This is a genomic window from Streptomyces violaceusniger Tu 4113 (assembly GCF_000147815.2).
Classification (GTDB): domain Bacteria; phylum Actinomycetota; class Actinomycetes; order Streptomycetales; family Streptomycetaceae; genus Streptomyces; species Streptomyces violaceusniger_A.
In genome coordinates, this window is sequence record NC_015957.1 from 10,438,461 (window position 1) to 10,463,980 (window position 25,520).

The following is a 25,520-nucleotide window of genomic DNA, read 5'->3' on the forward strand; positions in this document are numbered from 1 at the left end:
CAGCTCCCCCTCGGTGTACGGCCCCCGTCCATCCCGCCGGGAACGTTATCCACAGGCGCGGGGCGACGCCAGCGCGTATGTCGGGGTGCGGCGCAGAATGGTGAGCATGACTGAGAGCACGGAGTCCATGCCGGACTGGGAAAAGCGCTTCCGGGCGCCGCGAGTGGGGCTGCCCGACTGGGCGGAAGAAGCCCCGGACCACTCACTGTTCGTCTCGAACGCCACGGGCACATACGAGCTGTACGCATGGGATCGGGCGACCGGTGCGCAGCGGCAGGTCACGGACCGCCCGAACGGGACGACCGACGGGGTGCTGTCGCCGGACGGCCGGTGGATCTGGTGGTTCTCGGACACCGATGGCGATGAGTTCGGGGTCTGGCTGCGTCAGCCGTTCAGCGCCGGCGAGGGGGACGAGCGCCCGGCCGACGAGCCCGCGACCCCCGGCCTGGACCCCTCCTATCCCGCGGGGCTCGCGCTGGGCCGCGACGGCACGGCGGTCGTGGGGCGCTCCACCGACGAGGACGGCTCGACCATCCATGTGGTGCGGCCGGGCGGCGAGCCCGAGGAGATCTACCGGCATCGCGAGTCCGCCGGAGTGGGCGATCTCTCCCATGACGGGACGCTGATCGCGATCGAGCACACCGAGCACGGCGACGCGATGCACTCGGCGATCCGGGTCCTGCGGCTGGACGGAACGGCCGTCGCGGAGCTGGACGACACCAAGGGCGGCACCGAGGAGCTGGGCCTGTCCGTGATGGGCTTCGCGCCCGTCGAGGGGGACACCCGGCTGCTGGTCGGGCACCAGCGGCGCGGCCGGTGGGAGCCCATGGTGTGGGATCCGGTGACCGGTGTGGAGACCGCGCTGGCGATCGATCTGCCCGGTGACGTGGGGGCGGACTGGTTCCCGGACGGATCGGCGCTGCTGGTCGAGCACAGCCATCAGGCGCGCAGCGAGCTGCTGCGGTACGGCCTCGGCTCCGGCGAGTTGACCCGCCTGGAGACCCCGGCGGGGACGATCTCGGGCGCCATGGCGCGGCCGGACGGCACGGTGGAGTTCCTGTGGTCGTCGGCCGAGAAGCCGCCCCAGGTGCGGTCGACGAGCGGGCGGACGGTGCTGGACCCGCCCGGTTTCGCGGCCCCGGAGTCGGTGCGGGTCACCGACGCGTGGGTGGACGGCCCCGGCGGGCGGGTGCACGCGCTGGTGCAGAAGCCCGCGGGCGAGGGCCCCTTCCCGACGGTCTTCGACATCCACGGCGGGCCGACCTGGCATGACAGCGACGCCTTCGCGGCGGGCCCCGCGGCCTGGGTGGACCACGGCTTCGCCGTGGTGCGGGTCAACTACCGCGGCTCGACCGGTTACGGGCGGGCGTGGACGGACGCGCTCAAGCACCGGGTCGGGCTGATCGAGCTGGAGGACATCGCGGTCGTACGGGAGTGGGCGGTGGCCTCCGGGCTCGCCGACCCCGAGCGGCTGGTGCTGGCCGGCGGTTCCTGGGGCGGCTATCTGACGCTGCTGGGGATCGGGACGCAGCCGGATTCCTGGGCGCTGGGGCTGGCCGCGGTCCCGGTGGCGGACTATGTGACGGCCTACCACGACGAGATGGAGGCCCTGAAGGCGATGGACCGCACCCTGCTGGGCGGCACTCCGGAGGAGGTGCCGGAGCGGTTCGAGGCGTCGTCCCCGCTGACCTATGTGGATCAGGTGCGGGCGCCGGTCTACATCTCGGCGGGGCTGAACGACCCCCGCTGCCCCATACGGCAGATCGACAACTATGTGGAGCGGCTCGAGCAGCGCGGCGCCCCGCATGAGGTCTACCGCTATGACGCGGGGCACGGCTCGCTGGTCGTCGAGGAGCGGATCAAGCAGTTGCGCTTGGAGATCGAGTTCGCTCGGCGTCATCTGGGGTCCGGTCCGCACCCGGCGCCGTCGGAGCCGTCGGTTCGGGCGGTGTGATGCCGAGGGCCAGATCGCGGGCCGCCTCGGCCTCGCGGCGGAACAGCCGGAACCACATGAAGATCACGAAGCCCGCGAAGACGAACCACTCACCGGTGTAGCCCAGGTTCTGGAACGCCTTGATGTCGAGCCCGGTGCCCTCCGCCGCCGTGGGGGGCACCGGCTTCAGGGCCCCGGGAGCCTGGGAGGAAGTCACCCAGGCGTCGTACACCTGATACGGCACCAGGTTGACCAGGGAGGCGGCGCTGATCATGCCCAGCTGACCGCGGGGGAGGCCGCCGGCCGCGCTCACCCCGTCGCCGCCCTCGTGCTCGGACGCCTGGAGGGCCCCTGTGACGGTCACCTCACCGGAGGGAGGTGCGGGCACCTTGGCGGCGGCCGCCGGATCGTCGGCGTCGCCGGGGAGCCAGCCACGGACGACGGGCAGCGCCTTGGCCCCGGCCATGCCCTTGGCCCCGGCTCCGTCCTTGCCGTCGGCCACGCCCTTGCCTCCGCCGACGTCCCCGTCCGCGTCCACACGGAGCAGGGTCAGCACATAGAAGCCGTCGCGGCCGTCCAGCCGCCTGTCGGGCACGAGGAGTTGATGTGTGGTGTCGTATCGGCCGGTGGCGGTGGCCCGCTTCCCGGAGGTCTTCGCGGTGACCGGCAGCAGGTCGCTCAGCGGCCGGGCCGCGGCCTTCCGCTCGCGGGACGCGTCGTCCCGCTGCTGGTTGTGCGTGTCGACGCGCGTCTCGAAGCGGCTGAGCTGCCAGCTCCCCATGAAGAGGCAGACCGGGATCGCCAGCAGGGTGAACACGTTGATCACCCACCAGCGGGGTGTCAGCAGAAACCGATACACACCACCACGGTACGGGCCTCGCGTCGGGGTCCCGGCGGCGGGGCCGCCCCGCAGACCCCCGCGCGTCGGCCCCGGGATCCCGCCGCGGCGTGTCAGGAGCGCCGCAGCGGCCTCCCGGGGGAGGCTCCCCAGGCGGCCGCTGCCCCACTGCCCCAGAGGGACGCCAGCAGATCTAGAGGGACGCCAGCAGACCGGTGCGGTAGATCGTTCCGGCGCAGGCGCCGCCGATCGTCACGCTCGCCGCGGCCGGGTCACCCGCCTCCGGTGTGTGGCTGACCAGGACGCTCGCGTCCTGCGGCTCACCGCCGCCACCACCGCCACCGCCCGGCTCGCCCGTGCTGGGGTTGTCCTGCGGCCCGTCCTGGGCCGGGTCCGTGGACGGATCGGGGGTCGGTGTGCCGGTGGTGGAGCAGCCGCTGGTGCCGCCGCCCGCCGTCGGGATCCAGGCGAACTTGACCTCGTACGCCTGGCCGGGCTTGAGGATGAGCGTGCCCGGCTGGAGGGAAGGGTCGGGCAGCCCTGCGGCCGCGTCCCCCGCCGTGTGGTCGACGACGAGGATCCGCGAGGCGTCCGCACCGCCCTGGGCGCTCCCGCCCACCGAGCCACTGCCCTCGACCGTGCAGGCGCTGTCCGAGATGTTCGCGACGCGGAACGAGCCGTAGACCCGCCCCTCGGCGTCGGCCGCCCCGACCGATCCGGCGCCACCGCTGGTGAGCTGGGCGCGGCTGCAAGTGGGGGAGGTGGCGTTCAGCGTGTTGGAGGGGTCGGGGGCCGTACCGCCGGGGCCGCCTTCCTCCTCGCCCTTCGGCGGCTTGTCCTTCCCCTTGTCCTTGTCCTTGTCGCCCTTGTCCTGCTCGACCGTGTCGGCGGGCCCGTCGGAGCCCTTGCCGCCGCTGCCCTCGCCGTGCCGGCCGCCGCTGGTCTCAGGGGTACGTTGGCTGCTGGCAGCATTGGCCGGGCGGTCGTCCGCGCCGTTGCTGGTGGTCGCGACGTGCACCAGCGCCGGTACGGCCGCGCAGCCGAGCACCACCGCGGCCGCGGCCCCGACCAGGGCCTGGCGCCGCCGCGCACGGCGGGCGGGCACGGCGCGCCGCAGATGGTCGAGGGAGTCGGAGGACGGTTCGAGATCGTCGACGGCGCGGTGCAGCAGCAGCCGCAGCGCCTCCTCGTCCTCACCGCCGGGCCCGTCGTCGTCGAGCTGAAGACGGGGGGGCGTCAGGGACGTCACCCGCCCCTGCCCGGACGCAGCGGACTTCCTGGCCCCTGCGGGCGTGGTGGACTCCTCGGCCCCCGTGGATCCGCTGGACCGGGCGGACCCGCCGGACTCACCGGCCTCCGCAGACCCGCCGGCCTCCTCGGCTCCCGTGGAATCCGCAGACCCCGCGGACTCACCGGCCTCCGTGGACTCCGTCGGCTCTACCGATTCGATCGGCTCCGTGGACTCCACTGGTTCTCGGGATTCGGGCTCATGGCCCGTCCGCCGCCCGGGGTCCTCCGGGTCCGGCGTATGTGTGATGTGGTTCATGCCGGAGCCTCCATGGCGACGCGGAGCGCCGCGATGCCGCGCGAGCCGTACGCCTTGACCGAGCCGAGCGATATGCCCAGCGTCTCGGCCACCTGGGCCTCGGTCATATCGGCGAAGTAGCGCAGCACGAGAACCTCACGCTGACGGCGCTGAAGTCCCCTCATCGCCTTGATCAGTTGATCGCGTTCAAGCTGTTCGTACGCCCCCTCCTCGGCACTGGCCATATCGGGCATCGGCTTGGAGAGCAGCTTCAGCCCGAGGATGCGCCGACGCAGCGCGGAGCGGGAGAGATTGACGACCGTCTGCCGCAGATAGGCAAGGGTCTTCTCGGGATCCCGGACTCTCTTGCGCGCCGAGTGCACACGGATGAACGCTTCCTGCACGACGTCCTCGCAGGACGCGGTGTCGTCGAGAAGGAGCGCGGCGAGACCGAGCAGCGACCGGTAATGGGCGCGGTAGGTCTCGGTGAGGTGATCGACTGTGGTGCCCGCTGCCATCGCGTCGTCAGTGTCCTCGCGCCCTGTTGTGATGTGCGCGGGGCGGGCCGTCGGCCATGGCGCGATCACCGGCATGCCACCTGGCGTACGCGGGGGGCGTACCGCCGCGCCGCCGCGCCCTGGAACCGTTGCGATGCCGAATACCTCTGCCACGCCTGTTGGACACGCCGCCCCCTGTCAGGGTTGTACGCGCGAGGCACCGCTTTTGACGATGCGTTCAATGCCCCCATGCGCATCAATTCTTCCCCAATGCCCCAGTTATCCCTGCGCCCACTACGGGGCGGCTGGAAAGACGCTCCCCGCCCACTGCCGGTTGCAGCGGGCGGGGAGCGAATACGTCGATCAGATCAACGGCCCAGCTCAGCTGGTCCAGGCCAGTGACATGCACACAGGATATTCACATCTGCCGGTCGGCGCACTGGTGAAACGTCACTTTAAGACGGCCGCTCACCTTAGGGCGGCCCGGTCCCCTCACTTGATCACGGATCGTCACCGGGCAGCGGAGCCTACTTCGTGGTGGGTCCTGCTTCGTGATGGGCCCTACGTGGTGGTGGGTCCTACTTCGTGGTGACGTGACGGGCCCTGCGGCCCTCTCACCTCGCGGCGGCGCCGCCGGCCAGCTCCGCCGCGACGACCTCCGCGATCTGCGCGGTGTTCAGCGCCGCGCCCTTGCGCAGGTTGTCGCCGCAGACGAACAGCTCCAGCGCTCTCGGGTCGTCCAGCGACCGCCGCACCCGGCCCACCCAGGTGGGGTCGGTGCCCACGGCGTCGGCGGGGGTGGGGAATTCGCCCTCCGCCGGGTTGTCGCACAGCACCACACCGGGGGCGCCCGCCAGGATCTCGTGCGCCGCCTCGACCGTCACCTCGTTCTCGAACCGCGCGTGCACGGCCAGCGAATGCGTGGTGATCACGGGCACCCGGACACAGGTCGCGGTGACCCTCAGCTCCGGCAGCCCCAGGATCTTGCGGGACTCGTTGCGCACCTTGAGCTCCTCGGAGGACCAGCCGTCCTCCTTGAGCGAACCGGCGAACGGCACCACATTGAGCGCCATCGGCGCCGGGAACGGCCCGGTGTCGCCCACCGCCCGCCGTACGTCCCCGGGATGGGTGCCCAACTCCGTACCGGCGACCAGCGCGAGCTGCTCGCGCAGGGCGTCGATGCCTTCCTTGCCCGCACCGGAGACCGCCTGGTACGAGGAGACGATCAGCTCGCTCAGCCCGAACTCGGCGTGCAGCGCGCCCATCGCGACGATCATCGACAGGGTGGTGCAGTTGGGGTTGGAGATGATGCCGCGCGGGCGGACCCGGGCCGCGTGCGCGTTCACCTCCGGCACCACCAGGGGGACATCGGGGTCCATCCGGAACGCGCCGGAGTTGTCGATGGCCACCGCGCCCTTGCTCGCCGCGATGGGCGCCCACCGCGCCGAGATCTCGTCCGGTACGTCGAACATCACGACGTCGACGCCCTCGAACGCCTCCTCGCTCAGCGCGATGACCTCGACCTGCTCACCCCGGACGGTCAGCTTCCGGCCGGCCGAGCGGGGCGAGGCGATCAGCCGGATCTCGCCCCAGATGTCGGCACGCTCCGAGAGGATCGAGAGCATGACGGTGCCGACGGCGCCGGTGGCACCGACGACCGCGAGGGTGGGCTTGTCGCCCCCGGCGGCACCGCCATGACCGATCATCGGCCAGTCCCTCCGTAAACCACCGCTTCATCGCTGTCGCTGTCCAGGCCGAAGGCGCTGTGCACGGCCACCACCGCGTCCTTCACATCGTCGGCGCGGGTGACGACCGAGATGCGGATCTCGGAGGTCGAGATCAGCTCGATGTTGACCCCGGAGTTCGACAGCGCCTCGAAGAAGGTCGCGGTGACCCCCGGGTTGGTGCGCATTCCGGCACCGATCAGGGAGATCTTGGCGATCTGGTCGTCGTAGCGCAGCGAGTCGAAGCCGATCAGCGCCTTCGCCTTGGTCAGCGCCTCCATCGCCCGGTGGCCGTCCGTCTTCGGCAGCGTGAAGGAGATGTCGGTCAGCCCGGTCGACGCGGCGGAGACGTTCTGCACCACCATGTCGATGTTGATCTCGGCGTCGGAGATGGTGCGGAAGATGGCCGCGGCCTCACCCGGCTTGTCCGGCACCCCGACGACCGTGACCTTGGCCTCGGACGTGTCGTGCGCGACCCCGGAGATGATCGCCTGCTCCATGCCTTCTTCTCCTTCTCCCGCTTCCGGCCGGTTGCGCACCCAGGTGCCCTGGTGGCCGGAGAAAGACGACCGTACGTGGATGGGGATGTTGTACCGGCGCGCGTACTCCACGCAGCGCAGGTGCAACACCTTGGAACCGCTCGCGGCGAGCTCCAGCATGTCTTCGTACGGAATCTCGTTGATCTTGCGAGCCTTCTTCACCACGCGCGGATCGGCGGTGAACACGCCGTCCACATCGGTGTAGATCTCGCACACCTCGGCGTCCAGGGCCGCGGCCAGCGCGACCGCGGTGGTGTCCGAACCGCCCCGGCCGAGGGTGGTGATGTCCTTGCTCTTCTGGGACACGCCCTGGAAGCCCGCGACGATCGCGACCGCGCCGAGTTCGAGCGCGTCACGGATGCGGCCCGGCGTGACGTCGATGATCCGTGCTTTGTTGTGAACCGCGTCGGTGATGACTCCCGCCTGGCTGCCGGTGAACGACAGCGCCTCGTGACCGAGGTTTTTGATCGCCATCGCCAGCAAGGCCATGGAGATCCGCTCTCCCGCGGTCAGCAGCATGTCGAACTCGCGCCCAGTAGGAATCGGGGATACCTGCTCGGCGAGATCGATCAGCTCGTCCGTCGTGTCGCCCATCGCGGAGACCACGACGACCACCTGGTGGCCGTTCTTCTTGGCTTCCACGATTCGCTTGGCGACCCGCTTGATGCCTTCGGCATCGGCAACGGAGGAGCCTCCGTACTTCTGCACGACAAGGCCCACGTGCGCTCCTCGCAGCTCTCAATAATGCGGTCGGCTCAGTTTAACGAGCGGCCGGAATTCACCCTCCCAATATCACATAGCGAGACGAATGCCTCACAAAGTGATCAAGGAGGGCAGGAGACAGGGGGCATCACACGACGCATACGTCCATGCGTCCGCGAGATTCCCCGCATCCCTCCCACCCGCTCAGCGACGAACCCTTCCCGCTCGCCGCCGAAGCACACGGGAACGTAACCCAGCTCACAGGCTCGGACGGGCCGCGGGTCGCCCCCGCGGTCCGTTGTAGATCTTCCCGTCGGCCGTCCCGGGCGCGCCTCGGCGCGGCCCCGGGCGGCCGTCCCGGGCACCCGTCAGCGCGGCCCGGGCACCTGTCAGCGCGGCCCGGGCACCCGTCAGCGCGGCCCCGAGCGCAGGCCGAGCGGTCCCGCGATCTCCGCCGCCATGACCCGGCCGGCCTCCTCCGCGAGCTCCTCGTCACCGCCCGCGTTGCTGTCCGTGTCCAGGCCGTCCAGCTCGTCCAGCGGGCTGTCCAGCCGTACGTGCGCGACCAGCGACTGCAGCGCGCGCAGGGCCGCCGAGGCGGTCGTCCCCCAGTTGGAGAGGTACGAGAACTGCCACCACCACAGCGCCTCGCTGATCCGGCCCTCGCGGTAGTGGGCCATCCCGTGCCGCAGATCGGTGATGATCCCGGCGAGATCGTCGGAGATCCGGCAGGCGACGGGCTGGCTGCGCGGCACGTACGGGTCGAAGACCTCCGAGTAGATGTCCACCGGCTCCAGCAGCACGGCGAAGCGCTCACGCAGCTCGTCGACATCCGGCTCCGGGCCGACGTCCGGTTCGTACCGCTCGTCCGGAACGAAGTCCTCGTGCGCGCCGAGCCGGCCGCCCGCGAGGATCAGCTGGGACAGCTCGAGGAGCAGAAACGGCACAGCGCTGTCCGGCTCGTCCCCCTTGGCGACTTCGGTGACCGCGACGATGAAGCTCTCGATCTGGTCGGAGATCTGGACCGCGAAGTCGTCCGGGTCCGGGTGGGCGTCGTGCAGCGTTGCGTCAGACATCGAGAAGTCTTCTCCCTTCGAAGGCACGACCCAGCGTGACCTCGTCGGCGTACTCCAGGTCTCCACCGACAGGGAGGCCGCTGGCCAGGCGAGTGACCTTCAAACCCATGGGCTTGATCATGCGCGCGAGGTACGTGGCGGTGGCTTCGCCCTCCAGATTCGGATCGGTGGCCAGGATGAGCTCCGTGACCGTCCCGTCCGCGAGCCGCCCGAGCAGCTCCCTGATCCGCAGATCGTCCGGGCCCACGCCCTCGATGGGGCTGATCGCCCCGCCGAGCACGTGATAGCGGCCCCGGAACTCACGCGTCCGCTCGATCGCGACGACGTCCTTCGGCTCCTCGACCACGCAGATGATCGCGCGGTCGCGGCGGGGATCCTGGCAGACGCGGCACTGCTCGGCCTCGGCGACGTTCCCGCAGACCGCGCAGAACCGCACCTTCTCCTTGACCTGCGTCAACGCATGCGCGAGGCGGCGGACGTCGGTGGGCTCGGACTGGAGGATGTGGAAGGCGATCCGCTGCGCGCTCTTGGGACCGACGCCGGGCAGCCTGCCCAACTCGTCGATGAGGTCCTGGACCACGCCCTCGTACACGCCTTCATCCAATCTCGCGCCGCCGCGCGGTGGCTGTACTGCATATGAATATTCGGTTGCGCCGCACCCTCGCTGCCGGGGCCGCCGTGGTCCCGCGGCCGGGCCCGGAGAGCCGGGTGGGCCCCGGGGAGCCCTGGGGACCCGGTGGGATTACGGAACCCTATGAGATTGGAGAGCCCGGGGACCCGAAAACCCAAGGAACCGAGGACCCGAGGATCCGGAATCCCAGGGACCGGGGGACCCGAGGGACCCAGGAGACCCGGCGGACCCGAGGATCAGAACGGGAGCCCGGGCATACCGCCCAGCCCCTGGGCGAGCGGGCCGAGCTTCTGCTGCTGGAGCTCCTGCGCGGCGTTGTTGGCGTCACGGACGGCCGCGACGACCAGATCCGCGAGGGTCTCCGTGTCCTCAGGATCCACGGCCTTGGGATCGATGACCAGGCCCTGCAACTCACCGGAACCGGTCACGGTCGCCTTCACCAGGCCACCGCCCGCGGAACCCTCGACATGAGTCCGGGCCAGCTCCTCCTGGGCCGCGGCGAGGTCCTGCTGCATCTTCTGAGCCTGCTGCAGCAACTGCTGCATATTCGGCTGGCCACCACCGGGGATCACGGCTTCGCTCCTGGCGCTCGACAGTCGTTCTCTTCGATAGCCCGAGCCTACGTGCTCCCCGAGCGCCCTGCTCTACGCCGTACGGAGGAGACACGGCTACATAGGGCATGGGTGCCGGGCCCACGCCTCCTACTCGTTGACGATCTCCTCGATCACCGTGGCACCGAGCTCGCGAACGATCAGGTCGTGCCCGCTCAGCGCGGTGTCGTCCAGGTCCGGGTCGTCCTCGGCCGGCATGTCGTCCTCCAGCGCGACCCGCGGAGGCTCGGGCTCCCGGTACGCCGCCTCGGGGGGCGGGCTCGCGTCCACGGCGCCGGACGGCGCGGCGGGGGCGGCCGGGGGCGGGGAGGCGGGCGCGGGCCGGGGCGCGGACTGCCGTGGCGCGGCGGACTGGCCACCGCCGCCGGGGCCACCGCCACCGGGGCCACTCCCGCCACCGAAGCCGCCACCACCGCCGAAGCCACCACCGCCGGTGGCGCCACCGCCTCCGCCGAAGCCGCCGGAACCGCCCGGACCCCCGAGGCCGCCCGGGCCGCCGCCCTGCTGTCCGGTGCCGCCCGAGGGGTCGACGATCGCCTCGACCCGCCACTGCACGCCGATGGCGTCTTGGAGCGCCTGCCGCAGGACATCCTCGCTGCCGCCGCCCACGAAGCTGTCGCGCGCGCCCGCGTTGGAGAAGCCGAGCTGGAGGGTGGTGCCGTCGAAGCCGGACACCGTCGCGTTCTGGCTCAGCAGGATCCAGGTGAAGCGGCGGCGGTTCTTGACCGCCTCCAGAATGTCCGGCCACATCTGCCGCACCTGCACGGCGCCCTGCGCCATGCTCGGTGCGCCCTGCGCGGGTGCGGAGGGCGCGGCGGACGCGGGAGGCGAGGCCGGCCCGGAAGACGCGGTCGGCGCGGAGGGCGCCGCGGGCGTCTGCGCAGGTGGGCCGCCGCCCTGCCCCGGCGCGGTGGCGGTGGGCCAGCCACCGGGCTGTCTGGCGGGCGCCCCACCACCGGAGGCACCCCCGGACGCACCGCCACCACCGGTCGCACCGCCGACATCGGAAGCACCAGACGGTGCGGACGCACCAGACGGCCCGCCCGCACCAGACGCACCAGACGCACCAGACGCACCGGAACCAGGCGCCGAGGCGGTGGGCCAGGCTCCGGGCCGCGATCCGCCGCCCTCCACCGCAGGCGACTGGGCACCCGACGGCCATGCTCCGGGCCGCTGCCCGCCGCCGCCCTCCACGGGCGCGGCCGGGGCACCGGCCGGCTGTCCTCCGTCTGCGGCGCCGCCCGGACCGCTGTCCGCGGCCGGTCGCGCACCCGCGGGCCACCCGTCGGGGGCCTCGGCGCCGCCCGGCCCCCCTGGGGCCTGCCCCTGCCCGGACCCGCCCCCGGCCATCGCCGCACGCGCGGCGGCCGGACCGGACGGCCCGGCGGCGGGGGGCGCGGCCGGAGCGTGAGCGTCGGGCCCCGGTACGTACCCCATGGCGGGCCCGGGCCCCGCCGCCCCAGCGAAGCCACCACCAGCACCGCCACCAGCACCAGCACCGGCTCCACCGCCCAGGCCGCCCGCGAGGGCCCCGCGCTCCAGCCGCTCCAGCCGCGACTGCACCGACCGCTCATCGTCGAAGGCGGCGGGCAGCAGCACCCGGGCGCAGATCAGCTCGAGCTGCAGCCGCGGCGAGGTGGCGCCGCGCATCTCCGTAAGGCCCTCATTGACCAGGTCCGCCGCGCGGCTCAGCTCGGCGCCGCCGAAGACCGACGCCTGCGCCTGCATCCGCTCCACCACATCGGCCGGGGCGTCGATGAGCCCCTTCTCCGCGGCGTCCGGCACGGCGGCGAGGATCACCAGATCGCGCAGCCGCTCCAGCAGATCGGCGACGAAGCGCCGGGGGTCGTTGCCCCCCTCGATCACGCGGTTGACGACCTCGAACGCCGCCGCCCCGTCGGTCGCCGCGAAGGCGTCCACGATCGAGTCGAGCAGCGAGCCGTCCGTATAACCGAGCAGCGAGGTCGCCATGGCGTAGGTCACACCGTCGTCGGCCGCGCCCGCGAGGAGCTGGTCCATCACCGACATCGAATCCCGCACCGACCCGGCCCCTGCCCGCACCACCAGCGGCAGCACCCCGTCCTCGACCGGGATCGCCTCGCGCCCGCAGACCTCGCCCAGATACTCGCGGAGCGTCCCGGGCGGCACGAGCCGGAACGGATAGTGGTGCGTACGCGACCGGATCGTGCCGATGACCTTCTCCGGCTCGGTGGTCGCGAAGATGAACTTGAGATGCTGCGGAGGCTCCTCGACCACCTTCAGCAGGGCGTTGAACCCCGCCGAGGTGACCATATGGGCCTCATCGATGATGTAGATCTTGTAACGACTCGACGCGGGCCCGAAGAACGCCTTCTCCCTCAGCTCACGGGCGTCGTCCACACCACCGTGGGACGCGGCGTCGATCTCGATCACATCGATCGAGCCCGGTCCGTTCCGCGCGAGGTCCTGGCACGACTGGCACTCGCCGCACGGCGCCGGAGTGGGACCCTTCTCACAGTTCAGACAGCGGGCCAGGATGCGCGCACTGGTCGTCTTGCCACACCCGCGGGGACCGCTGAAGAGATACGCGTGGTTGACCCGGTTGTTGCGCAGCGCCTGCTGCAGCGGGCCGGTGACATGCTCCTGCCCGATGACCTCCGCGAAGGTCTCGGGGCGGTAGCGGCGGTACAGCGCGAGGGACGACACGCTTACGACGATATCGGGGACCGCCGACAACCGGACCACGCCCGCATCCCCACACCCCCCGCAGACGCAAGACACCCCCCGCAGACGCAAGGCGCCCCTCACGCACCCACCAGAGCCCACTTACCCTTGCTGCCTTCCGGCCCTGGGGGAGTTCGGTGAGATAGCGCCACGTGAGGGGCTGGCCCCCACCTTAGCGGATGGACCCGGGTGGGAACGAGTTCGCGAGCACGGCATCCGGTCTTGTATTGTTTCCCGCGGAGGATTCGCCTAGAGGCCTAGGGCGCACGCTTGGAAAGCGTGTTGGGGGCAACCCCTCACGAGTTCGAATCTCGTATCCTCCGCCAGTGCCTCACCGGGCACGATGTCGAAGGGCCCCACCGCTCGCGGTGGGGCCCTTCGGCGTGTGTGGTCTCAGTTCCCCGTCGATGCGACGCCGGAGCTACCGGCCGTTGAGAACGGCGCGGACGCACCACAGAACATGGCGGCGTCCTGCCTGTACCTGTGCATCAGCGGACCACACACGGTGCACGGCCCGAGTTCCCACGGCGGGCAGCCCAGCGCGGCGGAAACAGCCGCCCGCTCGATGGCCGTAATCAGCTTCGGGTTCCGGGACGGCTGCGCCGACTCCCGGGGAGGGTGAAGCGGCGAGATCGCGGATGTGCTGGGCGTCGCTGACGGACCAGCCCTCCTCGCTGGCCCTGCAGGTCCGGTCTATCTCCTCTCGGCAAGCTGATCTCGTCATCACCCCCTACACGCGGGCATTACGTAGAGGCTCCTCGTCACCGACCAGCTCCCCGCCACCGCGTGCGATCAGCCGCCGGCATGTACCGCGAGGTGGTCTTGACTATCCGCTCCTTCGTGGCTGCTGCTTGCCACCAGAACGTCGATCACCGGCGCGACTGTCAGACCGAGTGGTTACAGTCCTGAACCGGAGATCAGGGAGGGCAGCCTGTCTGTCGACAGCAGTGATCATTTCGCGCACATCATGATGCAACTCGCAGAAGAGTTGCCGGATCTCGCCGATCAGCTGAAGCAGGAAGTCCGGCAGGGCCGAGTAGCTTCCGAGCAGCGACTCAGACAGGAGGGGGAGTACGAAGCACGCGCCAGCCGACTGGCGGAGGCCGAGCTCCCGCCCCTTGGCAAGGCTGACATCGCCGTGCTCCCGTACACCGACGACGAGCGCATGGAGCTCGTACGATCAGCCCTGCTCACGCTTGCCGAGACAATGTACGCATCGCGCAAGGCAACACTGGACATCGCCTTGAAGCGAGAGATGGAGCTGACGATCGAGTTCGGCGATCCGGAACTGGAGCCGCTCTCCTACCTCGACCTCAAAGCGGAGACGGAGCGTGCCCGGGTCGCCCTGACGGTCGTCCGCGAGCTGCTGTCCGAGGAACCCGTGATACCCGAGGAGGCCATCCAGCGAACAGGGACGATCTGGCGCTGGCCATCGAGCAGGCGATCGGTGCTCTGCAGCCTGTGTATCGCGGCAACGCCGACGAGTCCGACCTGTACGAGGCATCCCTGCTTGTCGTATGCCTTGAGGCCGCACGGGCAGCAGGTGGGACTGCGCTGCTGACTCAGGACGGCAGGAAGCCTGCTACTGCCCTGCGTTTCCGCAGGTCCCCCGGAAACTTGTGGTCGGGTGACTTCACCCACGTCTTGGTGGGCTTCGCGGGCACACAGAAGAGGCTGGAGATCCACCTGGGAGTATTCGTAGCGGCCACCACGTCGAAGGTGGCGCATGAGTGCGATGTCGCCATCCTGGACCACCAGGAGGCCGAGCGGAGCCGCCGGGCCATGGTCCACCCTCGGAGCAGGGGACTCGTCGCCGCGATCGAGGCAAAGCACTACGGCGCCGTGCACGTCAATCACAAGCGCGTCGCCCGCGTCATGCGCGCCTGGGACATCGTTGGCTTCCACCTGTGCAAGAAGGTCCGCACCACGATCTCCGAGCCGTCGGCGACGCCGGTGCCGGACTTGCTGCGACGCGACTTCACCGCGGCCGAACCGAACACGAAATACGTGGGCGACATAACCTATCCTCCCCATCGGCAATGGCCAATTCCTGTATGTGGCAACGGTGTTGGACTTGTGCTCGAAGCGACTGGTGGGCTGGTCGATCGCCGATCACATGCGCACCGGGCTGGTCACCGACGCGCTCAAGGCCGCGGCCGCGGCCCGGGGTGCCGGCGGCCTGAGCGGGGCGATCTTCCACAGCGACAACGGAGCTCAGTACGCCTCGCAGGAGTTCGCCCAGGTCTGCATGGACCTCGGTGTGACCAGGTCACGCGGTGCGGTGGGCACGAGCGCGGACAACGCCGCCGCTGAATCGTTCAACGCGACCCTGAAACGCGAGACGCTTCAGGGCAAGAAACGCTGGTCAGGATCCCGTGAAGCCAGGCTCGCGGTGTTCCGGTGGGTCACCCGTTACAACACCAGGAGAAGGCACTCCAGCATCGGTCAGGTCAGTCCGATCGTCTTCGAACAACGATCAGTTACGCTGACCACCGCCGCATGACAACCGGTGTCCACGGTCCAGGGTCAAGCCCCGGAGGCCGACAAGCTCCTCGACAACAACTCCCCGGAGGAGATGCGCGCCTGGCTGGAGACCGGCTTCCGGCTGGCCCAAGCCGAGGACGACGCCGTCTACATAGCGCGCATGCTCGCGGCTCCGAACATCAGTGATGCCCTGCGCGCCGCAGCCAACGCTGCCCTCAACGACGGCTCCCCGGAAGCCCTGCGCTACTTCCGTGAGGTCGGGCAGTACGAGGTGGCCGGTTAGGCAAAGCGGGGAATACGCCCTGCCCGACGTGTCCGGCGGCAATCCGGATCAACGGCCCGGATCAACGACTCGGTGGCGACCACCGGCGCAGCCGTCAGCCGCCGTCACGGTGCCGACGCTGGGGCCGACGCTCGGGCCGACGTCGAAGCTGCCCACCGCACGGCTGTCGAGCCATCGGCTACGCGAACAAGCCGCCCGAGCTGTTGCGGTTGGCCGCCTTCTATCCTCACCAGGTGAGAACCACCAGTCGCACCCGCCAGCTCGGGAACACGCTGCGCAGCTGGGCGCTCCTGCCCTCCGGCGACGGGGGCACAGCGCAGAGTTTCGCGAAGCGGCCCGTATCGCGCTCGCCTCTCCCCCCGGCGCGCGCCGCGGACCTGGTGCTGACGGTCGTCGCGTTGCTGCTCGCGGTGTGGAACAGTTTCCAGAACCCCTACCTGGGACCGGCCGCTCCCTGGGCGAACCTGCTGATCGCCGCGGTGAGCGCACTGCCGCTGCTCGCACGGCGCCGAACCCCCGAACTGGTACTCGCCGTCGGACTGCTCGCCAAGGTCCTCCAGGTCTCGGCTTTCGCAACGCCCCTCGCCTACTACGCGGAGGGCGCCTATCGCGGCCCGCACAGCCGCCGGATCGCCTGGGCCTCGGCCGGTGTCGGGCTGGTGGCCCTCGCGCCCTGGAATGCGGCAGTATGGTCCAGCTTTCGGACCGTGGTGACCTGGTTCGCGGTGAACTTCGTCTTCTCCTGCATGGTGCCGCTGCTGCTGGGGCTCTACGTGGGCCAACGGCGCGTCGTCGTCGCCGGTCTCGTCGAACGGGCGGAGCGCGCCGAGCGGGAACAGCGGCTTGTCGCCGAGGCCGCGCGGGAAGAGGAGCGCCGGCGCATCGCCGGCGAGATGCACGACGTGGTCTCCCACCAGGTGAGTCTGATCGTCGTACACGCCAACGCGCTCAGCGTTGCCACTCACGACCCGGAGGTGGCAGGCGAGACCGCGCAGATCATCCAGACGGCCGGTCGGCGCGCGCTCACCGAACTCCGCGAGATGCTGGGGCTCCTCAGAAACGGCCCGGCCGCCGGTGCCGGGGAGCCACCGACACTCGCGGGAAGCGGCGCTGCGAAGGGTGAGTCAGGGGCCGCGGCACACGATTGCGCCGCGTCGGCCGAGCGGCGGCCCGTCGCCGACGCGGCCGTCGACAGGATCTCCGAGCTGGCCGACGGCTCCCGGACCGCCGGGCTGCCCGTCACCGTGCTCGTCGAGGGCGCGCCGCAGCCGCTGGCAGAGCCGGTCGAGCGTGCCGCACACCGGGTCGTGCAGGAGGCTCTGACCAACGTGCACAAGCACGCCCCAGGCGCCACGACGCAGATTCACCTCGCATTCGGCCCGCGAACCGTGCGGGTACGGATCGTCAACGGCCCGCCTGAGATGCCCGCCGAGCCAGCTGCCAACGGTGAGCCTCTGCTGCCCAGCGGGGGACACGGGCTGATCGGGCTGACGGAGCGGGTCCGCCTGGCCGGAGGCACCATCGAGTCCGGGCCCACCGGTGACGGGGGCTTCCGGATCGATGCCGCGCTGCCCACCTCGGTGCCCGGAGCGCCCACAACCGGAGCTTGACCCTGCCGGGGATCGTGGCGTTCCGCCGAGCACCCGTCTCTCCGATCCGCCACACGTCGTGTTCGACAGGATCGGCCCCGCAGCACTCGGTGATCAAGCCGGCCTCGTACGTCCGTGCTGAACCCGTTCGGCGACGTCGCCGATGAGTCAGGCGCTCAGGTCAGTCCGGCGTCGTGGGTGATGAGCGCGACCTGGGTGCGGTTGGCGGCGTCGAGCTTGGTCATGATCCGGCTGAGATGGACCTTGACCGTGGACTGGCTCACGAACAAGTCGGTGGCGATCTGGGAGTTGCTGTGGCCTTGGGCGACTGCCACGGCGACCTCGCGCTCGCGGGCGGTCAGCTCCGCCATCCGCGATCGCGCTTGCGGGGCGACCGCGCCAGTGGCGAAGGCGGCCAGCAGCTTGGTGGTGATGCGGGGTGAGAGCATCGCCTCGCCGCGCGCGAGGACCCGTACCGCGTCGGCCAGTTCGCGCGGCGAGGTGTCTTTGAGCAGGAAGCCCGCCGCGCCGTGCTGGAGTGCGGCGTAGACGTATTCGTCGACGTCGAAGGTGGTGAGCGCCGCGACGGCGGGAGGATCGGGCAGCGCGGCGAGCCGCCGGGCGACCTCCAGGCCGCCGACGCGGGGCATCTGGATGTCGGTGAGCACCACGTCCGGGCGGTGCTCGGCCACCAGATCCACTGCCACCGAGCCGTCATCGCCTTCGGCGACCACCTCGATGTCCGGCTCGGCGTGGAGGACCATCCGGATGCCCTTGCGCACCAACTCCTCGTCGTCGAGGAGGACTACCTTGACGGTCACTCACGCCACCACCTCGTCCGCGTACGGTCAACATCGCCTGCAACGGTATCCGCCGTCCCCGGTACGCCCAGCACGCAGCGCATCCGGGGCGGTGTCCTCGGCTGAGGTGTCGTCGGCGACTTCCCCGTCACCTCGCGGTCGTCCCGCAGCACGATCCAGCCGGAGTGCCGTACGACTTTCGGTCAGGCCCACCCGAGCGGAAAGGGTGACGCGCCGAGAGTGCCGCCCGGAACAGGATGGACGCACTGGTCACCGCTGCGCCGACCAGCATCTTCACCTCCCGGCACGGGGCCGGGATGACGGTGGCGTGGATCGTCTTCGCCTTCGGCGCGGCCTGACCGGAGACGGTCTTGAGCTTCGCGGGTGACCGTACCCTCAACGAGACACAGGAGAGACAGATGGCCAAACGCGGCAAGGCGGCACTGTGCGCAGTGGTGGGGGCGATCACGCTCACCATGGCCGTGACACCGTCGGCATCGGCGATCATCGGGGGACACGACGCCACCTCACCGTACCCATTCATGGCGAGCGTGCAGAAGGACGGCCACCACTACTGCGGAGCCTCCCTGATCAAACCGGACTGGATCGTGACCGCCGGGCACTGCACGGTGAACGTCAAGCCCCAGCAGCTTTCCGTCCAGGTCGGCGACCTCGATCGCACGAAGGGTGCCAAAGCGAAGGTCACCAAGGTCATCACACACCCGGACTTCTCCTACGAGCCGTTCCGCAACGACGTGGCTGTCATGAAGCTGGACCACCCCGTGGACGCGAAGCCCATCAAGCTGGCCGCAGAATCAGCTCCGACGGGCACCGACACTCGGATCCTCGGCTGGGGAATGACCTGCGAGGACGGCAGCGAGTGCCCGGATCCCCCGATCCGTCTGCAGGAACTGGACACCAAAATCGTCCCCGACGACCGGTGCAGCGAGAACTACAACGCGGACAACGAGCTGTGCACCGACAGCCCCACCAAGAACGCGCAGGCGTGCATCCTCGACTCCGGCGGGCCGCAGATCAAGGGCCGTCCCGGGCGGTGGGAACTGATCGGGGCGACCAGCCGCGACGGCGACGCCGATCCGGAGTGTGCCACCGGACCCGGCATCTACACCGACCTGACGGCCCACCGCGAATGGATCGAGCGGGCCACCGCGAAGTGATCGGCGCCGGCTACGGCGGCACCGCCGACGTCGTGGCCTACGCCGAGCACACCGGCCTCCCCACCCGAGTGGTCTGGCCGCAGGGCGCCACCCGCGACTGACCCGACCCGCGCGATACCCCTACCCGCACACGCCGATCAGACGCGCACGAGTCTCTACCGAGACTATCGCTATCGGGAAACTTGTCGTGCGTCGTTTCATCGGGCGGGACCGCGAGCTGAACGTGCTCCGCAACGCCTTGCAGGCGGTTCAGGGCGCCGCCGGGTCGGGGAAACCGGGGCAGTGCATCCTCATGCGGGGAAGACGGCGGGTGGGCAAGTCCAGCCTCGTCGAGGAGTTGCTCCGGCGCGCCGAGACCCCGTACCTCTTCTTCACCGCGGCGGGCGGCACGGCGGAGGACGAGCTGACGAAGCTGCTCGACGCCGTCGCCAGGTCCACCCTGCCGGAGCGGGGACTGTTCCACGAGGAGACCCCCGATCAGTGGAATGCAGCACTCAGGCTGCTTGCGGAGATCCTGCCCGACGACTCTCCCAGCGTCGTCGTCATCGACGAGGTTCCGTATCTCATGGACCGCATCGACGCCTTCGAAGGCATGCTCCAGCGGGCATGGGACCGGCTGCTCAGCCGCAAGCCGGTACTTCTCCTCCTGGTCGGGTCCGATCTGTCGATGATGGAGGCGCTGAACAACTACGACCGTCCCTTTCACCAGCGGGGCCGGGAAATGATCGTGGGACCACTGAACCCGGCCGACATCGGCGAGATGCTCGGCCTGTCACCGGCAGCCGCGCTCGACGCCACTCTGATCACGGGGGGTCTCCCCCTGGTCTGCGCCGAGTGGCGGGCCGGAGCGGATGTCTGGGAGTTCCTCCGTGACTCCCTGGACAATCCGATCTCGGCACTGCTGGTCTCCGCCGAGCGCTCACTGGCCGCGGAGTTTCCACCGCAGGCGATGAGCAGGGAGGTCCTGCGGGCCATCGGATCGGGCGAGCGAACCTTCACCAACATCGCTCGCGCGGCTGGCGGCATCGCCCACACCACTCTTACCCGAGCCACTGACGTCCTGACCGAGAAACGGGTCGTAGCCGCCGAGCTGCCGCTCTCACTGAGGCCGTCGAAGGAACGCCGCTACCGGGTGGCCGACCCCTACCTGCGCTTCTGGCTCGCGTTTCTGGATCCGCACATGGCGGAGATCGAGCGGATGCGGGGAGATCTCACGCTGAGCCGGATCAAGGAGCAGTGGACGAGCTGGCGTGGCCGCGCGATCGAGCCGCTGGTCCGGGAATCCCTCGCCCGCCTTCTGCCGGACGGGCCCCTGCCCGCCGCCCCGGCGATCGGCGGGTACTGGACCCGCAGCAACGACATCGAAATCGACCTGGTTGGCGCCGACCGGCAGCCGGTGGCCAAACAGTTGCTTTTCCTCGGCTCGGTCAAGTGGCTGGAGAACTCCGCGTTCGACAGCCACGACCTGGCCGCACTGCAGAAGCACCGGGCAGCGATCACCGGCGAGCCGGTACCGCTCGTGGCGGTCTCCCGCAGCGGGGTCGGTTGTTCCGGTCTTCAGGCGGTATACGGCCCTGAGGAACTGCTCAGCGCTTGGCGCGGAGTGTGAGCAGGAACTGACCCTGGTTGCGGTTCTGGTTGCATTCGCTGCCGTTCAGCACCGTCCACTACACACCCTCAGCCCCGTGCCGTCGCAGGTGAGGACACCACAGCTCAACCCCGGACTCGCAGACGAACATTTGGAAAGCGTGTTGGGGGCAACCCCTCACGAGTTCGCATCTCGTATCCTCCGCCAGTGCCTCACCGGGCACGATGTCGAAGGGCCCCACCCGTTCGCGGTGGGGCCCTTCGGCGTGTGTGGTCGCAGCTTTGGTTGCAGTTGCCGCTGGACGACAACTCCTTCTACGGACAGTCACTTCCCAGCGCGGCCTTTCGGCCCGCGGGCCCATGGGCCCATGGGCCATCCAGGCTCGCCGGTGAGTGGATCAGCTTGCGGCGGTCAAGGTCCGCAGTTGGGCCAGCGTCTCGCGGATGACGTCGCCCAACGCGCGGTCCTCGGCGGCGTTTACCCATCGCTCGAAGGCGACACGGAACACGGCGACACCTGTCTCGGCGGCCAGGCTGGCCTCGGCGTTGCCGACACCCCGCCGTCGCAGCCCGTCGGCCACGGCGACCGACATGGACGTGAGCTTGATCAGCTCACGTTCGCGGAGACTGGCGTTGGCCATGATCACCGCCTGGCGCACCCGTGCGAGCTCACGGTTGCCGCCGATGACCTCGGCCGCGGCGACGAGCGCGGCCGCGACGGCGTCCAGCGGCGGCGCTGTTGCCGGCGCCGCCTCCAGGGCGGCGAGCGACTTCTCCTCCAGTTCGGCCGACGCGTCGAAGAAAACCTCGCGCTTGTCGGCGAAGTACCGGAAGAAGGTGCGGGCGGTGACGCCTGCCCGTTCGGCTATATCGGCCACCATGGTCTGCTCGAAGCCACGTTCCAGATACAGCGCCAGCGCGGCCTCGCGCAGCCGACTACTGGCCCCAGGCTCCCACCGTCCCATGGCACGAGCTTAGGCGATCGCCACTTGGTGACACTCCGTGCCGACGCGGATCTCATCACCCACCCCTGATGTCATCAGGTGACATCACAGGTGGTACGGTGATGTCGCTTGATGACATCACTCTCCGGAGGTCTCGAATGGCGACGCTGAAGCGCATCCAGTACCACCAGTACGGCGGGCCTGAGGTGTTGCGGCTCGAGAACTTCGAGCCCGCACGGCCCGGCGCCGGCGAGATCCTGGTCCGGGTACGGGCGGCGGCAGCCAACCCGATGGACTGGAAGATCCGCAACGGCGAGATGAAGATCATGAGCGGCCGTAGCTTCCCGCGCGGGCTGGGTCACGACTTCGCAGGCGTCGTCGAGGCGGTCGGCGACGGCATCACCCGGCTCGCCGTCGGCGACGCGGTGCTCGGCGGAGCCGGCATCAAGGCGGCGGGGGCGTTCGCCGAGATGGTCCTTGCCGAGGAGAAGGCGGTCGTGAAGAAGCCGACGGAGCTCTCCTTCGAACAGGCCGCCGCGATCCCCACTGTCGGGCTCACCGCCTTGCAGGCCATAACCAGCAAAGCGAAGGTGCAGCCCGGGCAGGCAGTCTTCATCCACGGCTGCCTCGGCGGAGTCGGCCGCGCCGCCGCCCAGACCGCGATGGTGCGCGGCGCCTCGGTGGGAGGTAGCTGCCGCGCGACCGCCGCGCACGACGCGCACGACCTGGGCATCACCCCGGTCGTCGACTTCGACTTCGACCCCGCGGCGCTCAGCGGACGATTCGACCTCGTCTTCGACACCGCCGGTACGCTCCCGATCAAAGCGGCACGGACGTTGCTGAAGCCCGGCGGCCGCATCATCGACATCACCCCCACCCCTGCGAAATTCGCCAGAAGCGCGCTGCCCGGGCCCTACCAGGTCATGATCGCCCAGCCCATTACGAGCGACCTCGAAGAAGTCGCGCGAGCCGCCGGGGAGGGAACACTGCGGCTGCCGATCGCTCGCACCGTACCGCTCACCGAAGCGATCGCGGCGCTCATGGAACTCGAACGCAACCGCACGCCCAAGGGCGGCAAACTCGTCATCGCCGTCGGCTGACCGGCGAATACCGCGTCCTGCTCGTCGTCTCAGTCCCGGCCGTCTTCGAAGACGAAGAGCGGTTTGGCGCCGTGCGCAGGTGTTCCGGCGAACGAGAGGGCTTCGGTGAAGCGTTCGAGCGGGAACGGCCGGCCTTGGGGATGCTCAGCACTTCATCGGCGACGAGGCCGCGCACCTCGGACAGCGCGCGCAGGACATCCGTAGGTGAGGCGGTGCCGAACCAGCGGTTCAGCCAGAAGCCGCGGACCGCTTTGGTCTCGTAGATGAGGGAGCGCGCCGACAGCGGAATCGTCAGCGCCGCCGGGCCGGTCTGCCGATGGGGTGAGAGCGCGCCGTAGACCACGGCCTCTCCACCCGGAGCCAATGCCTGGGACACCTGGGCACCCACCTGGCCCGCGCCTTCGCGAGCGCTGTCCTGTCAGGCGGCTCGGCGGTCACGCGTCATGTACAGGCCCGTGGCGGTACCGATGGCGGTGAGGCCGGTGACGGAGCTGATGACGATCTGCTCGGTGCCGGTGAAGGCGAAGCTGGAGGCGACGTTGACGATGGCGGCGAGGGTCAGGACCAGCCAGAGCAGGGACTTCATCGGGGGTTCCTTTCGGAGGGCCCTTGGTGGGCCGTGGTGTCGGCCGCCGGTGTCGCGGCCGTTCCTTGTCTGAGGTCTACGATCCCGTTTCCGCACCGCCGCCTCGATGGGCCGCGCCCCCGAACCGATGGTGTAGCGCGCTACACCCCCGCTGCCGTGAACCCGCTCCGTCACTTAGCCTGACCGCCATGCGGGAGACGGTGTGGCGCGCGGGGCGGGCCTCGGTGGAGTTGCTGCGGGGGGCCGGGATCGCCCTGGCCTCGTATCTGTTCATCGGGGTGGCGCTCTTCGCCGCCGTCGCGATGGTCACCGTCGTGGGCGCGGGGGTGCTGCCCGAGTCCGTACTGCTGGTGCGCAGGACGGCCGGGTACAAGCGGCGGTGGGTGGGCGCCTGGACCGGGGAGCCCGTGCCCGAGGCGTACCAGCCGTTGAACGGGGAGGTGTTCGCGCGGGTGCGGACCGCGGTCGGGGATCCGGGCACGTACCGCGATCTGCGCTGGCTCGCCGCCCACGCCGTCTACGGCTGGCTGCTGGCCTGCTGCGCGATGCCGGTGTGGGTCGTCGGGCTGATGGCCGACGGGGTGTGGTGCGGGCTGTTGAAGCAGCGGGCCGTGGTGCTGCCGCTGATCGAACGGCTCGTCGACCTCGACGCGGCGTGGTCGCGGGCGCTGCTGCTGCCGTCGCCGGAGGCGCTGCGCACCACCCGGCTCGCCGAGCGGGTGGAGGAGCTGTCCGAGACCCGGGCGGGCGCCGTCGCCGCGCACGGGGCCGAACTGCGGCGCATCGAGCGGGATTTGCACGACGGTACGCAGGCGCGTCTGGTGGCGCTCTCGATGCGGGTGGGGCTGGCGCGGCGCGCGTACGACAAGGACCCCGACGCGGCGCACAAGCTGCTGGAGGACGCGCAGGACCAGGCCGAGGAGGCCCTCACCGAGCTGCGCCATGTCGTGCGCGGCATCCATCCGCCGATCCTCACCGACCGTGGACTCGTGGGCGCCGTAAGGGCGCTCGCGGCCGGCAGCGGGCTCGAGGTGTCCGTGGACGACGACGGGGTGGAGGACGGGCCCCGGGCGCCGGCGGCGGTCGAGGCGGCCGCGTACTTCGTGATCGCGGAGGCGCTGACCAACGCGGCCAAGCACAGCGGGGCCGAGCGGGCGTCGGTCGAGCTCGTGCGGATGAGGGATAGGTTGAGGGTCGCGGTACGGGACGAGGGGCGGGGCGGGGCCGATCCCGCGGGCGGCAGCGGGCTGCTCGGCATGCGGCGCCGGGTCGCGGCGCTCGACGGGACCGTGGAGATGACCAGCCCCGTCGGGGGGCCGACGCTGATCGAAGTGGAGCTGCCGTGCGTGTGGTGATCGCCGAGGACAACGCTCTGCTGCGGGAGGGCATGGTCCTGCTGCTGAACTCCGCCGGGCATGAGGTGGTGGCGGTCGCCTCCAGCGGCCCCGAGGTGCTGCCCGCCCTCCTCGAACACCGTCCGGACGCGGCCGTACTCGACGTCCGCATGCCGCCGGGCTTCCGCGACGAGGGGCTGCGCGCGGCGCTCGCGGCGCGGCGGGAGATTCCCGGCCTGCCGGTGCTGGTGCTCTCGCAGTACGTCGAGGAGACCTACGCGACCGAGTTGCTGGCCGATGGCGCGGGCGGGCTCGGCTATCTGCTCAAGGACCGGGTGGGGCGGGTCGAGGAGTTCCTGGACGCGCTGGAGCGGGTGGTCGCGGGCGGTACGGCGCTGGATCCCGAGGTGGTCAAGGAGCTGATGACCCGCCGCCGTGACGATCCGGTGGACGCCTTGACGCCGCGCGAGCGCGAGGTGCTGCATCTGATGGCGGAGGGGCGGGACAACACCACGATCGCGCGGACGCTGGTGGTCTCGGAGCGCGCGGTCAGCAAGCACATCGGCAATGTCTTCGCGAAGCTGGGGCTGCCGCCTAGCGACAGTGGGCATCGGCGGGTGCTGGCGGTGCTGGCGTATCTCAACAAGGGGGCGGGCATGGGGGAGTCGGCGGACAAGCGGTAGGGCGGGGCCCGGTGGGGGTCGCGGGCCCGGTGCGGGTGGGGGGTCCTGGGTCCGTGGGGGTCCCGGGCCCGGTGCGGGTCCCGGGCCCACCGAGATCTCGGTTCCGGCAGCGTTCGCGGCTGCGTGAGCCGTGGCTTTCCCCACCCCGCCCCTTCCCGAAAGAGGGGGCTCCG

General features: G+C 70.3%; 22 protein-coding genes, 1 tRNA gene, 1 other RNA gene and 2 pseudogenes. 12 read left to right on the forward strand and 14 right to left on the reverse strand.

The window, feature by feature from the left end; all coding sequences use genetic code 11:
- The first annotated feature begins 127 nt into the window (after nt 1-127).
- Nucleotides 128-1,954: a S9 family peptidase gene (locus STRVI_RS42700; RefSeq protein ID WP_086019662.1), complete on the forward strand. Its 1,827-nt coding sequence runs from the start codon at nt 128-130 to the stop codon at nt 1,952-1,954.
- Here STRVI_RS42700 and STRVI_RS42705 read toward each other — a convergent pair.
- The 10 genes from STRVI_RS42705 to ffs all read right to left on the reverse strand — a co-directional run bounded on the left by STRVI_RS42705 (nt 1,860) and on the right by ffs (nt 12,943).
- Entirely contained in the window at nt 1,860-2,792 is a 933-nt protein-coding gene (locus tag STRVI_RS42705) for an SURF1 family protein (protein WP_014061788.1), read from the reverse strand. The two genes, STRVI_RS42700 and STRVI_RS42705, sit on opposite strands and share 95 nt — an antisense overlap.
- A gap of 172 nt (nt 2,793-2,964) precedes the next feature.
- Nucleotides 2,965-4,317: a hypothetical protein gene (locus STRVI_RS42710; RefSeq protein ID WP_014061789.1), complete on the reverse strand. Its 1,353-nt coding sequence runs from the start codon at nt 4,315-4,317 to the stop codon at nt 2,965-2,967.
- Nucleotides 4,314-4,889, reverse strand: a complete 576-nt coding sequence (locus STRVI_RS42715) for a SigE family RNA polymerase sigma factor (protein ID WP_030829843.1) — start codon at nt 4,887-4,889, stop codon at nt 4,314-4,316. The genes STRVI_RS42710 and STRVI_RS42715 overlap by 4 nt, the downstream gene beginning before the upstream one ends.
- Nucleotides 4,890-5,407: 518 nt before the next feature.
- Nucleotides 5,408-6,499: an aspartate-semialdehyde dehydrogenase gene (locus tag STRVI_RS42720; protein ID WP_014061791.1), complete on the reverse strand. Its 1,092-nt coding sequence runs from the start codon at nt 6,497-6,499 to the stop codon at nt 5,408-5,410.
- On the reverse strand, nt 6,496-7,776 hold the full coding sequence (locus tag STRVI_RS42725; protein WP_014061792.1) for an aspartate kinase: 1,281 nt from the start codon (nt 7,774-7,776) through the stop codon (nt 6,496-6,498). Before STRVI_RS42725 ends, STRVI_RS42720 begins: the two co-directional genes overlap by 4 nt.
- Nucleotides 7,777-8,168: 392 nt before the next feature.
- Entirely contained in the window at nt 8,169-8,834 is a 666-nt protein-coding gene (locus tag STRVI_RS42730) for a DUF5063 domain-containing protein (protein ID WP_014061793.1), read from the reverse strand.
- Complete coding sequence (gene recR / locus STRVI_RS42735) at nt 8,827-9,426, reverse strand: recombination mediator RecR (RefSeq protein ID WP_014061794.1); 600 nt, start codon at nt 9,424-9,426, stop codon at nt 8,827-8,829. The genes STRVI_RS42730 and recR overlap by 8 nt, the downstream gene beginning before the upstream one ends.
- A gap of 275 nt (nt 9,427-9,701) precedes the next feature.
- Nucleotides 9,702-10,037 (reverse strand): YbaB/EbfC family nucleoid-associated protein, encoded by a 336-nt coding sequence (locus STRVI_RS42740; protein WP_014061795.1) that lies wholly within the window; start codon nt 10,035-10,037, stop codon nt 9,702-9,704.
- A gap of 129 nt (nt 10,038-10,166) precedes the next feature.
- A complete protein-coding gene (locus STRVI_RS42745; RefSeq protein ID WP_014061796.1) occupies nt 10,167-12,761 on the reverse strand; it encodes a DNA polymerase III subunit gamma and tau in 2,595 nt (864 codons plus the stop codon).
- Between the two features lie 87 nt (nt 12,762-12,848).
- Nucleotides 12,849-12,943: signal recognition particle sRNA small type (gene ffs / locus STRVI_RS46860), an RNA gene on the reverse strand.
- Between the two features lie 74 nt (nt 12,944-13,017).
- Here ffs and STRVI_RS42750 point away from each other — a divergent pair.
- The 5 genes and pseudogenes from STRVI_RS42750 (at nt 13,018) to STRVI_RS42770 (ending at nt 17,156) form a co-directional block, all read left to right on the forward strand.
- Nucleotides 13,018-13,105 (forward strand) — tRNA-Ser (locus tag STRVI_RS42750).
- A 641-nt stretch (nt 13,106-13,746) separates the two neighbouring features.
- The gene (locus tag STRVI_RS42755; RefSeq protein ID WP_014061797.1) at nt 13,747-14,340 is read left to right on the forward strand and encodes a hypothetical protein; all 594 of its coding nucleotides are present in this window, start codon (nt 13,747-13,749) and stop codon (nt 14,338-14,340) included.
- 281 nt (nt 14,341-14,621) lie between these two features.
- Nucleotides 14,622-15,282 (forward strand): annotated as a pseudogene (locus STRVI_RS42760) (IS3 family transposase); the annotation flags it as partial.
- A 33-nt stretch (nt 15,283-15,315) separates the two neighbouring features.
- Nucleotides 15,316-15,546 (forward strand): annotated as a pseudogene (locus tag STRVI_RS42765) (ALF repeat-containing protein); the annotation flags it as partial.
- Nucleotides 15,547-15,779: 233 nt separating this feature from the next.
- Entirely contained in the window at nt 15,780-17,156 is a 1,377-nt protein-coding gene (locus STRVI_RS42770; RefSeq protein WP_251982838.1) for a sensor histidine kinase, read from the forward strand.
- A 155-nt stretch (nt 17,157-17,311) separates the two neighbouring features.
- Here the strand turns inward: STRVI_RS42770 and STRVI_RS42775 are convergent, their stop codons facing one another.
- Nucleotides 17,312-17,956 carry a response regulator gene (locus tag STRVI_RS42775; protein ID WP_014061799.1) on the reverse strand — a complete coding sequence of 215 codons (645 nt, stop codon included), beginning with the start codon at nt 17,954-17,956 and terminating at the stop codon, nt 17,312-17,314.
- Nucleotides 17,957-18,354: 398 nt separating this feature from the next.
- On the opposite strand from STRVI_RS42775, the gene STRVI_RS42780 reads away from it, so the two are divergent.
- The 3 genes from STRVI_RS42780 (at nt 18,355) to STRVI_RS42785 (ending at nt 20,722) form a co-directional block, all read left to right on the forward strand.
- The gene (locus STRVI_RS42780) at nt 18,355-19,113 is read left to right on the forward strand and encodes a S1 family peptidase (RefSeq protein WP_014061801.1); all 759 of its coding nucleotides are present in this window, start codon (nt 18,355-18,357) and stop codon (nt 19,111-19,113) included.
- Entirely contained in the window at nt 19,086-19,214 is a 129-nt protein-coding gene (locus tag STRVI_RS55820) for a hypothetical protein (RefSeq protein WP_286012093.1), read from the forward strand. Before STRVI_RS42780 ends, STRVI_RS55820 begins: the two co-directional genes overlap by 28 nt.
- A gap of 86 nt (nt 19,215-19,300) precedes the next feature.
- Nucleotides 19,301-20,722 carry an ATP-binding protein gene (locus tag STRVI_RS42785; RefSeq protein ID WP_014061802.1) on the forward strand — a complete coding sequence of 474 codons (1,422 nt, stop codon included), beginning with the start codon at nt 19,301-19,303 and terminating at the stop codon, nt 20,720-20,722.
- A gap of 376 nt (nt 20,723-21,098) precedes the next feature.
- Here the strand turns inward: STRVI_RS42785 and STRVI_RS42790 are convergent, their stop codons facing one another.
- Nucleotides 21,099-21,665 carry a TetR/AcrR family transcriptional regulator gene (locus STRVI_RS42790; RefSeq protein WP_014061803.1) on the reverse strand — a complete coding sequence of 189 codons (567 nt, stop codon included), beginning with the start codon at nt 21,663-21,665 and terminating at the stop codon, nt 21,099-21,101.
- Between the two features lie 137 nt (nt 21,666-21,802).
- Between STRVI_RS42790 and STRVI_RS42795 the strand changes: the two genes are divergently transcribed.
- Nucleotides 21,803-22,744 (forward strand): NADP-dependent oxidoreductase, encoded by a 942-nt coding sequence (locus STRVI_RS42795; RefSeq protein ID WP_014061804.1) that lies wholly within the window; start codon nt 21,803-21,805, stop codon nt 22,742-22,744.
- On the opposite strand, the gene STRVI_RS42800 is transcribed toward STRVI_RS42795, so the two are convergent.
- A complete protein-coding gene (locus tag STRVI_RS42800; protein WP_014061805.1) occupies nt 22,728-23,087 on the reverse strand; it encodes a hypothetical protein in 360 nt (119 codons plus the stop codon). The two genes, STRVI_RS42795 and STRVI_RS42800, sit on opposite strands and share 17 nt — an antisense overlap.
- Nucleotides 23,088-23,162: 75 nt before the next feature.
- Entirely contained in the window at nt 23,163-23,330 is a 168-nt protein-coding gene (locus STRVI_RS53195) for a hypothetical protein (RefSeq protein WP_014061806.1), read from the reverse strand.
- Between the two features lie 188 nt (nt 23,331-23,518).
- Here STRVI_RS53195 and STRVI_RS42805 point away from each other — a divergent pair, with 188 nt between their 5' ends.
- A complete protein-coding gene (locus STRVI_RS42805; RefSeq protein ID WP_014061807.1) occupies nt 23,519-24,685 on the forward strand; it encodes a sensor histidine kinase in 1,167 nt (388 codons plus the stop codon).
- Nucleotides 24,673-25,347 (forward strand): response regulator transcription factor, encoded by a 675-nt coding sequence (locus STRVI_RS42810; protein ID WP_014061808.1) that lies wholly within the window; start codon nt 24,673-24,675, stop codon nt 25,345-25,347. Before STRVI_RS42805 ends, STRVI_RS42810 begins: the two co-directional genes overlap by 13 nt.
- Nucleotides 25,348-25,520: the final 173 nt, after the last annotated feature.